Raw genomic sequence first — 14,582 nt, 5'->3', positions numbered from 1 at the left:
TCAGTCGTCCTGTTTCGCCAGGGCGTGCAGCACGCCCTGCATGTCCAGCTCCCCGGCCCTGAGCCGCGCCAACAGCGTCCGGTAGTCGTCCCACTCGGGGCTGCCCGGGCTCGGCGCGCGTTCCGCCGCCGGTTCGCCGCCGGGCGGCTCGGCGCCGTCATCGCGCAGGATGTATTGCCGCTTCCAGTCGAGCGTGATCGCGTCGGCCGCGTGCCGGCCGGCATGGCGGCAGTCGTCCTCGTCGATCTCGCCGCGCGCGAGCAGCTCGCGCAGCGCCGCGTCGCCTAGCCCTGCGAGCAGGCGGTAGCGGACCGTGTCGAGCGCCGCACCGGCACTGCCGCTCGTCAGATTGCGGCGGTTCAGCGCCGCCAGGCGCGCTGCCGCGTTGGGGTCCGCATGCTCGCCGCGCAGCCGATAGATCGGCGGAAACGGCGGCAGATTCACGAGCCGCCAGAACTCGCGGAATTCGCGCGCCGGATCGGGCAACAGGCCGAGCCGCAGCCCGAACACCACGTTCGCGATCGGTCCGTTGATCGCCGCATGGCGCCGGTCGAGACGATAGTCGAGCTCGCTGCCGGCCAGATCCGCACGGCCCGACATCACGCGCGCGTACCAGCGGGCAACCATTTCGGGGAAGAAGAAGGTGCCGGAGTACGCGACGGGCAGCGGGCACGAGGTCGAGACAAGGCTCGGCCGCTCGCGATGGAAGATCCCCATCGCGAAATCGGCGCGCATCGATACGTCCGGCAGGCAATCGAGCCGTTCGTCGATCTGGTAGCCGGTACAGAACACCACGGCGTCAATCTCGACGTAGCGCCCGCTGCGCCGGAAGCGGCAGCCGTGCGCGTCGAACGCCTCGATTTCGTCGATGACGGCCTCCACGCGCCCGCTCGCGACGAGCGAAACGATGCCGTCGTTGATCTGCACGACCGGCTGGCGACGGAAATCGTCGAGATCGGGCAGCAGACCGCTGTCCTGGTACTGGCGGAAATACTCCGGCATCGAATAGCGCACGCGCTCCATCATCTGCGCCGGATCAACGTTCGCGAGCAGGCTCGCGGGCGACTGGAAATCATTCGGCACGAAGCCCGTCATGCGCGGCATGATGAATTTCGGCCGGCGCATGGTCCAGATCACCTGGCTCGCGCCGCGCGCGGCCTCCTCCGCGATGTCCATGCCGCTGATGCCGTTGCCGACGATCAGCACGCGCTTGCCGTTCAGGCAGCGCTCGTCGACGTATTCGGCGGAATGCAGGATCGTGCCCCGGAAGGTATCGAGGCCGGCGAACTCGGGCCGCCACGGCTTCCAGTACAGCCCCTGGCACAGCGCGACGCCGTCGTAAATGCCGGTATGCGCGACGCCGTCGCGTTCGGTGGTGACGCGCCACTGCTCGCCGTGCGGCTCGACGCGGCGGACTACGGTGCGATAGCGGATCCGCTCCGTCACGCCGAAACATTCGGCGTAGTCGCGCAGATAGCGATGCATGTCGGCGACGCCATGAAAGTGCCCGTCGACCGGCGCGCCGTCGAAGTCCGAGAACGCGCTCGTGTACTTCGACGTCTGGAAGCGCGTCTTGCGGTAGGCGCCCGCGCGCTTGTTCTCAGTGTGCAGCAGCCAGACGCCGCCGAGATCGGCTTGCCGCTCGAACACGTCCGGCCGGTGCCCCTCCTCGAGCAGCGACTTGGCCATCACGAGCCCGGCCGGTCCGGCGCCGATCACGGCGATCCGCTTGCCGAGGCCGCGCGCTGTCGATGCTGTCGATGCTGTCGATGCTGCCGACGCTGTCGATGCCGTCAATGCAGGCGACGCAATCGATGCGGCCGAATGCGGCGGGTCGATCACCGGCGGCGCGCCGCCGATCCAGTAGCGCGACTTCACGAATGCGTAGCCCGGCAGCGCGATCCGGCGCGGCGACAGGCCGTCGAACGCGCGCGCCTCGCCGCCCGTCTCGCCGCCCGCGACCCAGACGGCCGCCGCCGCATGCGGATCGCCATCGGCAAGCGCCCGGGCAATGCGCGCCGAGCGGTCGGCCGCCTGCGCGGCCGGCGCCGCGCCTTCGTGGATGCCGGCCCGCAGATCGACGCCGCCGGCGAGCCAGCCATCGAGCCGCTCGATCAGGCCGGCGAGCGACGAAGCGACGATCGCCAGACGATGCCGGAAGGTGGCGCGGCCGATTTGCAGCGTATAGGCCACGTCGACGAGACGGGGCGCCGAAACGGCCGCGTCCTGCGCCACGAGCGCATCGCGCAGCCGCGCGGCGGCGGCCCTCAGCGACTCGGGGCGCCGTGCCGACAACACCACCAACTGCTCGCGCGAGGCCGCGTCGGCGATCGCGGGCGGCGCGGCCGCCGGCGCTTGCTCGACCACCATGTGCGCGTTGGTTCCGCTGAAGCCGAACGAGCTCACACAGGCCATCCGCGGCGCGCCGTCGGCCGTGCGCCACGCCTGCGCCACGCGCGGCACGTGGAACGGCGAGCGCGCGAGATCGATATGCTCGTTGACGGACTCGCAATGGAGCGTCGGCGGAATCGTTCGATGCCGCAGGCTCAGCACCACCTTGAGCAGCCCCGCGATCCCCGCCGCGAGGGCCAGGTGTCCGATGTTGCTCTTGACCGAGCCAATCGCGCAGTAGCCGGTGCCGGCATCGAATTCGCGAAACGCTTCGGTCAGCGCCCGTACCTCGATCGGATCGCCGAGCTTGGTGCCGGTGCCGTGCGCCTCGGCCATCATGATCCGCTTCGGATCGATGCCGAAGCGGCGGTAGACGCCGCTCGCGAGACGCCGCTGCGCGTCGGGATTCGGTGCGGTAATGCCGTTGGTGCGGCCGTCCTGGTTGATGCCCCAGCCGCGGATCACGCCGTGGATCGTGTCGCCGGCGGCAAGCGCTTCGTCGAGCCGGCGCAGCAGCACGGTGCCCACGCCCTCGCCTGGGACAAAGCCGTCCGCGGCGCCGTCGAAAGTGCGGCAGCGGCCGGTCGGCGACAGCATGCCGGCCTTGCTCGACAGGATGTGCAGGGTCGGGCCGGCCATCACGCAGACGCCGCCCGCGATCGCGAGGTCGCAGTTGCCGAGCAGCAGGCTGTTGCATGCCTCGTTGACCGCGACGAGCGCCGAGGAACAGGCGGTATCGATCGCGAGGCACGGGCCGTCGAGATTGAGGAAATACGGCATGCGCGCCGACAGGATCGAACTCGCGCCGCCCATGAACGACTGGGCGCCCGCCTCGTCGCGCCGGCCAAGATCGGCGTAGTCGCCCGTCGCGCAGCCGACGAACAGGCCCGTGCGCTGCGTGGCGAGACTGAACGGGTTGTAGCCCGCGTGCTCGATCGCGTGCCAGCAGTTCTCCATGAAGACGCGCTGTTGCGGGTCCATATGCTCGGCCTCGCGCGGCGAGATGCCGAAGAATTCGGCGTCGAACGCGTCTGCGTCGTCGAGCAGGCCGATCCAGCGGCTGTAGGTTTTGCCTTTTGCCTGCGGATCGGGGTCGTAGTGGCGGTCGAGCGACCAGCGGTGCGGCGGCACCTCGACGATGCTGTCGCGCCCTTCCACGAGGTTGCGCCAGAACGCGTCGAGATCGGCCGCGCCGGGAAAGCGGCCGGCCATCCCGATGATCGCGATGTCGACGCGCTCGGCCGACGCGGCGCGACGCGGCGCATCCGCGGGCGTCGGCGGCGGCTCGGGTGTCGATCCGACGGCGGGCGGCGCCTGGACGGTCGCGAGTGCCGGCGCCTGCGCAGCGATGCTGGGCGGCGCAGGTTGAAGCGCCGGCCGAGACGCCGGTTCCGATGCCGCTGTCCGCGCGGCGCGATCCGCAGCCGCGTGCGCCGCCGCGTCCGGCCCGGCCGACGCGCCCGCGTCGGATAGATGGGCGCACAGCGCAGCCACGTTCGGATGCTGGTAAAGCTGGGTCGGCGACAGGTCGACGGCAAGCCGCTCATGCAGCTTGCGCGCCCAGGTCACCGCGGTCACCGAGTCGAGCCCCATGTCGACGAAGCTAGCGTGCGCGTCGATGTCCTGCGCGTCGAGCTGCAGCTCGGCTGCAAGCGTCTGCCGCACGATCTCGACAATCGCGATGCCGGCCGCTGCCGCGGGCGTCGGCTCGAGCGTTGGCTGGGGTTTCGGCCCGGGCGCTGGCGCGGCGGCCGGCACGGCATCCGCCCCGCCGACGTCGCCGCGCACGGCCACGCCATCCGTGGCTTCGCGCAGGTACGCGAGCAGCTTCGCGACGCTCGGATACTGATAGACGTGCGCGGGCGTCAGCTCGATCGACAACGCCCGGCCGAGCGTGCGGGCCCAGGTCACGGCGGTCACCGAGTCGAGGCCGAGATCGACGAAGCCCGCCTCGTCGTCGAGTTCGTCGGCGGATAGCTGGATTTCCGCGGCCAGCGTCGACTTCAGCAAGGCCGCCAGATCGCGCGCGGGCGTGCTCGGCATGTCGGCGGCCGGCGTCGCGCCGACACCGTACGCGCGATCGATCCGCCGCGCCACGTCGGGGTTGTGATGGAACGTCTGTTCGTGCATCGCGAGTTCCTTGCGTATCGCCGCAGGCATGGCCTGCGCGAGCGCCGCAAGCGCTTGCCGCTTGTCGCGGATCAGCTCGTTGCGTGTCCGCTGCGCGGACCATTGCGCAGCAATCCGGCGCGCCCGCGCGAGCACCTCGCCGCGCGGCGCCACCGACAGGCCGGGCAGCCGCTCGCGCAACTCGCGCCCCTTGTAAGGCCGCGCCCCGAGCAGGATTTCCCGGCCCAGGTCGAGGCCGAGCCGCATCGGGAACACGAGCGTGGAGCCCGCGCCCGGCGTGAAGCCATACGACAGGTACGGGCTGTGATAGACGCTCTCCTCGGCGAACAGCACCGCGTCGCAAGCCATCCCCATCGCCCAGCCCGCGCCGATCGCGTGGCCCTGCATCGCCGCGATCACCGGCACCGGGCAGGCGAGCGGCAGCTCGTAGAGACGCGCATCGGTGAATTTCGCGTTGCCCTGCTGGATTGCCTGCAGGCCCTCACGGGTCCCGCCCGTCGCGAAATAGTGGCCGTGGCCCGTCAGGATCAGCACCTTGCACCCGGGTGTCTCGCTCGCCCAAGCGACGACCGCCTCCATCGCGGCAACGAGCGCCGGCGTGAACGCGTTGCGGGTGGCCGGATCAGAGATTCGCGCGACCGCGACGCCGGCATCGTCGAGCGTCAGCTCGACGCACGAATGCGGCAGCGCCACTGGCCGGCCGGAATCGGCCGCGGCGGCGACGTCCGCGAGTTCGGGCTCGTGTGCGCGATCCGCGAGCACCGGCCACGACGACGGCGCGCCGAGCGCGCCAGCCTCCGAGAAGAACGCGCCGCGCCAGTGCGCCTTGAGCAGGCTGGCCGCGCGGCCGCCGCCGGCGACGAGCGCCTGCGTCGCCGCGAGCGCCTCGCCGCCCATCGCCTGCGCGGGCACCGCATGCAGGCCAAGATTCGCCGCCTGCCAGGTCTCGCCCGTGCGCACCGCGCCCGACAGCATCGCGGCGGCGCCGGGCCGCGCGCCGAAGCGCGCGCTCAGCAGTTCTTCGGCCGCACCGGACGGGGGCGTCGCGCAGCCGTAGCGGCTGCCCGAGTCGACGATCAGCAGATCACAGGCGGCGCCGATCAACCAGCCGAGACCGATCGCATCTCCAGGGAGCGCGGCCAGCACGACCGGCGGCGCGCCTCCGATCGCGGCGACGAGCCGGGCGAGCGCGCCGTCGGGCACATCGTCGAGGGCGTGGTGAAATCCGTCGCGCGGGCCGTGCAGCAGCACGGCGTCGACCGGCTCGCCCGACACCGGGCGCTCGAACAGCTCGAACAGCTCGGTCAGCCGCGCCACCAGATCCGCCGCGCTCCAACCGGCGGGCAGATCGACATGGCGCAGCGAGGGATGCGCGTCGTCGCGCCGCGCGATGAGCGGCTCGGCGGCCGGCGCGCGTCGCGCCGTCGAGTCGGGTTGGGGAGAATGCGCTGCCGATCGGGAGCGCGCGGCTTCGGCCGGCGACATCAGCGTGATCCGCGCGTCGGACAGCATGCCGCCCGGCGCGATGAAGCGGCGCGGCGCGGGCAGCCGGATCGCGCCGGCGCAAGACGCGTGCGGCCCGCCCGTCGCGGCGTCGGCGGCTCGCGCGACGGCGTCACCCGCCGCAACATCGAGCGCCAGCGCGGGCGCGAGCGTATCGAGCCAGAAACGCTGCGGCTTGAACGGATAGGTCGGTACGGCGATCGCACGAGCCGGCCGCGCGCACGGCGGAGCCTGCCCGACGCGCCAATCGATGTCGGCGCCGCGCACCCAGGCGCGCGCGCAGGCATCGAGATCGTCCGGCGCAACCGCATCGGCATCGGCGGCGACATCGACATCGACGATACGGCCGCGGTGGAAGCCCTCGACCGGCTCGCCGCGCCGATGCGCGCGCAGCACCTCGAGCAGTTCCGTCGTCGAACGACAGACGACGGCGCAACGTTCCGCCATCGCACTGCGGCCTGTCTGCAGTTCGCGGCATAGCGCCGTGAGCGGGCCGCCGCCATCGGCGAGAAACGCGATCATGCGGTCCAGGTACGCGTCGAGCCTATCCGCGTTGCGGGCGGACAGCACGAACACGGCCGGCGCTGCCCCCTCGTCCGCACCGTTGCGCGCGGCGGCGTCCGCCTCGGCGTCGCGGTACTGCTCGACGATCAGATGCGCGTTCACGCCGCCCGCGCCGAACGACGAAATGCCGGCCCGCAACGGCGCATCCGCGCCGGGCTGCGGCGTCCAGTCGCGCAACATGTCGCACATCACGAAGCCGCTGCCGTCGAGCGCGATCTCCGGATTCAACTCGGCGGCATGCAGCGTCGGCACGAGCTTGCGGTGGCGCAGTTGCAGGACGACCTTCGTCAGCGCGGCGATACCCGCCGCCGCCTCGAGATGCCCGATGTTCGATTTCACCGAACCAAGCGCGCACTGCACGCCGGCGCCGCGTTCCCCGAATGCCTGCACGAGGCCGCGAAACTCGATCGGATCGCCGAGCGCCGTGCCCGTGCCGTGCGCCTCCAGATAGCCGATCGATGCGGCATCGCAGCCGGCCCGCGCCAGCGTCAGGCGAATCAGCGCCTGCTGCGACGCCGGACTCGGCACCATGTAGCCGTGCGTCTTGCCCGAGTGATTGATGCCGCTCGCGCGAATCACGGCATGGATCGCATCGCCGTCGCGCCGCGCCAGCGCGAGCGGCTTCAGGATCACGGCGCCCACGCCCTCGCCCGGCACGAAACCGTCCGCGCCGGCGCCGAAGCTGCGGCAGCGCCCTTCGGGCGACAGCATGTGGCCCGAGCACAGCGCGACGTAGTTGGCCGGATGCAGGTACAGGTTGACGCCTCCCGCGATCGCGATGTCGCAATCGCCGCGGCGCAGCCGTTCGCAGGCCTCGTGGATCGCAACGAGCGAACTCGAGCACATCGTGTCGATCGCGAGGCTCGGCCCGGTCAGGTCGAGGCAGTACGACACGCGATTCGCGATCGAGCCGAACGAGGTGCGCGGCAGAAAGGCCTTGTTCTGACGCCAGAATTGCGGCCCATACAGCTCGAAACCCGTCTTGGTCGCGCCGACGAACACGCCCGCGCGCGCCCGATGACGCTCGACGAGCGCCTCGCGGCTGTAGCCCGCGTCCTCGAGCGCCTCCCACGCGCATTGCAGGAACAGGCGCTCCTGCGGGTCCATCAGCCAGGCGTCGCGCGGCGCGATCGAGAAGAACTGCGGATCGAAATCCGCGAACCCATCGAGGAAGCCGCCCCACTTGCTGTAGCTGCGTCCGGTGCGCGAAGCCTCGTCCTTGTCGGCGACGTAGAATCCGTCGAGCGACCAGCGCTCGGCCGGAATCTCGTCGATGCAATCGACGCCGCCCGCGAGATTGCGCCAGTATTCTGCGAGGTTCGCGGCCTTCGGATAGCGGCCCGCGATGCCGATGATCGCGATGAGATCCTCGTCGCCAGGGTTCGCGGCGGCGCGCGCCGCATCGCCGCCGATCGCGCGGCGGACGTTGTCGCCGCCCGTTGCGCGAGGCGGCTCGGCCTCCGGCGCGGCGGGCGCATCGGCATGTTCCGGTTCGCCGGCCCAAGCGCGGCTTTGCACCGGATGCTGCGCGACCAGATGCGCGGCCAGACTCGCGAGCGTCGTGTGTTCGTAGAGCAACGCGCTGCCGATGCCCGGATAGTGTTTGCCGAGCGCCTGCTGGAGATGGATCACGCGGACCGAATCGACACCGTAGTTCTCGAACTGGGCGCGCGGGTCGATGCGCTGCGGCGACAGCTTGCAGAGCCGGCCGAGCAGTTCGCGCAGCCGGCCGGTGACGCGCTCGTCGAGATCGGCGCCGTCGCGCGCCGCGGGCGATGTGCCGCGCCCGGCCGGCACGGCGCTCGCTTCGCCGGCCTGCGCGGCCGCACGCATGCGCGCCGCGTCGCCATGGACCACCAGCAGGTGTTCGCCCGCATGCGCGAGCGCGCATTTCAGCGCACGCATGCCGTCGTCGGCGCCGAGCGGCAACATGCCCGCCTCGCGCAGCAGCCGCGCCGCATGCCCGTCCGGCGCCATGCCGTCGCCGTCCCACCACGGCCAGCCGATCGATATCGTGCGGCCTCGACAGGCGCCCGCCGCGGCGCGGGCCTCGCGCCGCGCCGCGTAGCGGTCAAGGAAAGCGTTGGCCGTCGCATAGTCGCTCTGGCCCGCGTTGCCCATCGCGCCCGACAATGACGAATACAGCACGAAAAAATCGAGCGGCAGATGACGCGTCGCGCGATCGAGATTCACCGTGCCGGCCACCTTGGGCGCGAGCACCTCGCGCAAGGTCTGCGCCGTCTTGTGCGACGCGGCGCCGTCGCGGGCCACGCCGGCCGCGTGGAACACGCCGTGCAGCGCGCCGTGCGCGCGCGCGACGTCGGCCACGAGTTGCTCGCAGGCCGCGCGATCGCTGATGTCGGCTGCGCGGTATTCGACCGCGACGCCTTGCGCGCGCAGCGTGTCGAGCGATGCGCCGGCCGGCGTGCCCGCCAGTTCGGACGCGGCGCGTCGGCCGACCAGAACCAGAGTCGCGGACGGCATTTCACGCGCGAGATGGCGCGCGAGCACGATGCCGAGCGCGCCGCCGCCGCCCGTGATCAGGTAGACCCCGCCTTCGCGCCACGGCGACCCGGCCGGCTCCCTCGCGTCAGTCTCGCGCCACACGCGGCGCGACAGCTCGCCGTCGTGAAAGCGGACCAGTGTGGCGTGCGGATGACGTGCGGCCAGCTCGGCCTGCTCGCGCATCGCGCGCGCTGCGGCATCGGAGGTCACCTCGCCGCACAGCACGAGCTGGCCGGCGAAGCCCGGGTATTCGAATGCGAGACTGAGCAGCATCGCTTCCAGCGCGCTCAGCAGTTCGCCGCGCTCGCCCGGCGGCACGAGCAACTGCACGCGCACGGCTGCGCCGGATGCGGCGGCGAGCCGCGCCTGCAGATTGGCGAACACCGCCAGCGCCAGCTCCGTAAACGCCTCGTCGATGGCTTCGGTGTCGGCATGAGCCGCAGCGCCGACGATGCGGCCGCAATCCGCCGGCCAGCACGCCGCGAGCCGTTGCGCCGCGTCGGCGTCCCAGCCGCACAGCAACACGTCGGGCTCCGATTCGGCCATGCGCGCGCGCGCGTCGCTTGCCGCCGCGTCCGGCAAGCGTTCCCAGTCCGGCACGCGGTAGCCGAGGCTCGGCGCAGCCGCGATGTCGGCGCCGCCGCTGCGCTCCGGCGCCGCATGCGGCGTATCGACGTCGGGCACCGGCAGCCAGTAGCGCTCGCGCGCGAACGGATAGGTCGGCAGATTGACGCGGCGCGGCCGGCGCGGCCCGACGCCGTCATACAAGCGCGCCCAGTCGAGATCGACGCCCTCGGCCCAGACCGTCAGCAGCTCCGCGTGCTTGCCTTTGGCGAACCAGTTTTCGACGAGCGCGTGGCTGTCCTGGTCCGCGCTGAACAGCGGCAGCAGTCGGCTGCCGCTCGCGCGCGTGCCGGAGAACACGCGGCGCGGGTCAGGCCGGCCGTCGAGATAGCCGTTGAGCAGCGCAAGCAGTTCGTCGCGCGACGTCGCGATGAATGCGACGCGCGCCTCCCACGGCTCGCGCCCGGTCTGCAGCGTATAGGCGATGCTCGCGAGTCCCGCGGGCGGGCGATGCCAGTGACGTGCGCCGCCCGGCGCCCGCGCGCAGTCGGCCAGATAGCGGGCCAACGCGCCGGCCTGCTGCGCCAGTTGCTCGGGCGTGCGTGCCGACAGCGGCACGAGGCAGGCGCCGCCGCCTTCGTCGTCGATGGCATCGTCGCCGGGCCGCGCATAGTCCTGCAGCACGAAATGGGCGTTCGAACCGCCCGCGCCGAACGACGAGACGGCGGCGATCCGGCGCCCCGCCACGCCGGCCCACGGCCGCCGTTCGCGCACCACGGCGAATGGGCTCGCCGCGAAATCGATATGCGGATTCAGCCGTTGCGCGTGCAGCGACGGGAACAGCTCGCCGGCACGCATCTGGCCGATCACCTTGGTGAGCGCGGCCATGCCCGCGGCCGCCTCGCAATGGCCAACGTTCGACTTGACGGAGCCGATCGCGCAGAACTGCGTGTCGGCCGTATCGCGCGAGAAGGCGCCGGCGAGCCCCGCGATCTCGATCGGATCGCCGAGCGAGGTGCCCGTGCCGTGCGCCTCGACGTAGCTGATCGCGCGCGCGTCGACTTGCGCCTGCTTCAGCGCCTGGCGAATCACGTCCTGCTGGCGCTGCGGCTGCGGCACGCTGTAGCCCTGGCTCTTGCCGCCGTGATTGATCGCGCTGCCCCGGATCACCGCGTAGATCGGATCGCCATCGCGCTGCGCATCGGCAAGCCGCTTCACGCAGACCACGCCGACGCCCTCCGACGGCACGTAGCCGTCGCCATCCGCGCCGAAGCTGTGGCAGCGGCCGCGCGGCGATACGAATCGGCCGCGGCTCAGCAGATGGTACTTGTTCGGATGCAGGTTCAGGTTGACGCCACCGACGAGCGCCATGCCGATGCCACCCGAGGCCAGTTCGCCGCAGGCGAGGTGCAGGCACGTCAGCGAACTCGAACACATCGTGTCGATCGCGAGGCTCGGGCCGCGCAGATCGAGCGCGTAGGACACGCGATTGGCGATGCTCGCGTAGCTGCTGCCGACGAGTCGTTCCGGATCGTTGTTCGCGCACTGGATGTATTCGCTATACATCACGCCGACATAGACGCCCGTCTCGCCCGCGCCGGTCCCGATGCCGGCCGCCTCGCGCTCACGCCTCTCACGCGCGAGGCGGCCGCGCGAGTAGCCGGCATCCTCGAGCGCGGCCCACGCATGCTGCAGGAACAGGCGCTCCTGCGGGTCCATGATCTCCGCCTCGCTCGGCGAGATGTTGAAGAACAGCGGATCGAATTCGTCGACGCCGTCGATGAAACCGCCCCACCGGCTCGCGTGCGCACCGGGACGATGGCCGTCGCCGTCGCGGTGAAACGCGCGCCAGTCCCAACGCTCGGCCGGAATCTCGCGGACCGCGTCGACGCCGCCCGCGAGGTTGTCCCAGAACTCGGCGACATCGGCCGATCGCGGGTAGCGTCCGGACAGGCCGATGATCGCGATGTCCGAACGCGCCGCGTCGCCCGGCGCGGTGGCGTCGAAGGCGCGCCGGGCGATCGGCGCTTCAGCCGCCGCTTCGGCCGGCGCTTCGGCCGGCGCTTCAGCCGGCGTTTCGGCCGGCGTTTCGATCAGCCCCTCGACCGCGCGAGGCGCGGCGGTCGGCGCGGTGCGCGAGGCCGCGCCCGGCGCCGCCATTGCGGCCAGCACAGCGAAATGCCGCTCGGCGAAATGTACGGCGAGTTCGTCAATCGACGGGTACTGGAAGAACAGCGTCTTCGGCAGGATACCGAACGTTTTTTCGAGCTCGCGCGTCGCCTTCATCATGTCGACCGAATCGATGCCGTATTGGTCGAGCGGCTGGTCGGTCCGCAACTGTTCGGGCGGCAGCTTCAACTCGCCGGCTACGATCCGCTGAAGCAGCCGCGCGGCGGCGCCGCGCAGGGCCGCCGCATCGGCGCGTGACCGTTCCGGCGCGGGCGCGGCGCCGGCACTCGCGCTGCCGGCCTCGGCGAGCTGCGCATCGGCGGCGCCCGTCAGGCTCCGTTCGAGCCGCCGGCGATCGCCGGCGGCCGCGACCAGTTCGACGCATGGCGCCGCGAGCGCACGGCGCAGCGCTTCGACGCCGAGCGCGGCATCCATCGGCCGCATGCCGGTTGCGCGATGAAGCCGCTCCGCATCCGCCATCGCGGCAGCCATGCCGCCGTCCCAGAGCGGCCAGTGGATGCAGAGCGATCGGCCGCGCGCGCGCCCGGACTCGACCGCCGCGTGCCGCCGTTCCGCATACGCGGCCAGATATGCGTTCGCCGCCGCGTAGTCGCTTTGTCCGACATTGCCGAATACGGCGCTGCCGGACGAAAACAGCACGAAGCAGTCGAGCGGCATATGTCGCGTCACGCGATCGAGGTTCGCGGCGCCGAGCACCTTCGGCCGCATCACGCGTCGCCACGTCTCGTCGGTCTTGTTCACGAGCAGGCCGTCCTCAGCCACGCCGGCCGCATGCAGCACGCCGTGCAACGGGCCGTGCTCGCGCTCGATGCGCGCCACCACCTCGGCAAGCGCGTCGGCATCGGTCACGTCGACACGGTAGCGCGTCACGTGGGCGCCCGCGTCGGCAATCTCGCGCAGACGCGCCTGCTGCCGCGCGTCGAGCGCGTCGGGGTCGCCCCGGCCGAGCAGGAAGAGGCGCGGCGCGGCGACCGATGTCGCAATGTCGTGCGCGAAAGCGAGGCCGAGATGGCCGGCGCCGCCGCTGATCAGGTAACGGCCGCCGTCGCGCCATCCATGCGCGGGCGCATCGGCTGCGAGCGGCGCCCAGCGCCTGGCCTCGCGGCGCGCCGCGTAGCGCACGTAGTCGGCGCTGTCGCGCGCGAGCGCCTCGTCGACGAGCGCGTCGGCGATCTCGCCGACGCCGGCGCGCGCTGCCCACGCGACGCACCGCGTTTCGCACTCGGGATATTCGGCCGCGACGCATTTCAGCATCGCATGCGCGCTGCGCACGAGCGGCGACGCATCGTCGATCGCCACCAGCAATCGTTCGGATAACTGCAACGGCGTTGCGAAGCAGTCCTGCAGACAGTGTTTGAGGCGCAGGCTGGTTTCGATCGGATCGTCGCATTCCGGGGCCGGGCCGCACTCGACGCGGACGATCTCCGGCCGCGCCGATCCGGCCGGCCATCGCGCCTGCAGCGCTGCCGCGAGCGCGTCCGCCGCGCCGGCCTCACCGGGCGCGATGCCTTCGCCGTCTCGGCCGAGATCGCCGACCAGCAGGATCCGGTGCCGCGCCGGTTGCCGCGCGGCGCGCGCGTCGGCCGCGAGCGGCTCGTCGCGCCATTCGGGGCGCGCGAGCAGCAACGCGTCGTCGCGCGAGGCGCGCGCGCGCCGGGTGCGCGAGGTCAGCCCCTTCAGCGCGACGCAAAGCCGGCCGTCCGTGCCGTACAGCGCGACGTCGAGGCGCGTCGTCGCGCCGGCGTCCGCCGCGTGGCGCGTCACGCGCGCCCGCATCCGTGGTTCGCAGGCGCGCCAAACGGCGATCTCGTCGACCGCGAACGGCAGCCCCGGTTCGGCGCCGACCGGCTCCGCCAGATAGAAGCCGGCGGCGGCCTGCAGCGCGCCGTCGAGCAGGCTGGGATGCAGCCACATGGCAGGCAGGCTCGCCGCGAGCGGCGCCGGCAGCGCGAGATCGGCGTGCAGTCGGTGCGGCCCGTGGAGCACGATACGTTGTAGCGCGCGCTGCCGCGCGCCGTATTCGAAGCCGCGTGCGGCCAAGAAGCGGTAGCAGGCGTCGGCGTCGTAGACGGGCGCGCCGGATCTCGCGTCGGGCGCATCGGCTTCGGTATCCGCCCCTGTTTCGGCCTCCGTACCGGCATCGACGCCCGGCATCGGTTCCGGCAGGTAGACGCCGGTGCAGTGCACGCTCAAGCCCGCGTCGGCGGCCAGCGCCGCGCGCGGACTCGCGTCGAGACATGGCGCGACCTCGGCAAGCGCGCGCCCGGTCGAGGCGAGCGTGAAGCCGATTCGTCCGCGTGCGTCGGCCAGCAGTTCGACGACGAGCAGCCGGTCCGCATCGTCGCCGTCACCGTCGATCGCGAGCGGCCGTTCGAGGCTCACGTGCGTGAGCGCGAAACCTTCCGCCGACGCGAAGCCCGCATGCCGGAGCGCGGCGCGCACGAATTCGAAGTAGGCGGCGGCCGGCAGCACGCGCACGCCGTCGACCCGATGATCGGCGAGGAAAAATTCGCGTCCGGTCAGCGCGCAGTACAGCAGCGCACGCGCGCCGCCGTTCGCGCGGCGTGCCGCGTCGGCCGGCGGCGCATGCAGCCAGCGCACCGCGCCCGTGTCGTCGACGCAGCCCGAACGCCGGTAATGGCGCAGCAGATCGAGCGCCGCATCGCGCGGCAGGCCGTTGCGCTCCACCTGCCCAAAGATGTCGAGATGATAATTAGCCATGAGATTTCCGTGGG

1 protein-coding gene is annotated in these 14,582 nt (G+C 71.8%); it reads right to left on the bottom strand.

Annotated features, from left to right (window positions below):
- Window positions 1–14,568: an SDR family NAD(P)-dependent oxidoreductase gene (locus AQ610_RS21805; protein WP_045554765.1), complete on the bottom strand. Its 14,568-nt coding sequence runs from the start codon at window positions 14,566–14,568 to the stop codon at window positions 1–3.
- Between the last annotated feature and the right edge of the window lie 14 nt (window positions 14,569–14,582).

The organism is Burkholderia humptydooensis, assembly GCF_001513745.1.
Taxonomy (GTDB): Bacteria; Pseudomonadota; Gammaproteobacteria; order Burkholderiales; family Burkholderiaceae; genus Burkholderia; species Burkholderia humptydooensis.
Note: the sequence above shows the minus strand (reverse complement) of the source record. Positions and strands in the feature narration are given on the sequence as shown.

Coding starts and splice junctions, on each gene's coding strand:
- AQ610_RS21805 (WP_045554765.1), bottom strand. CDS start 14,568: ATGGCTAATTATCATCTCGACATCTTTGGGCAGGTGGAGCGCAACGGC.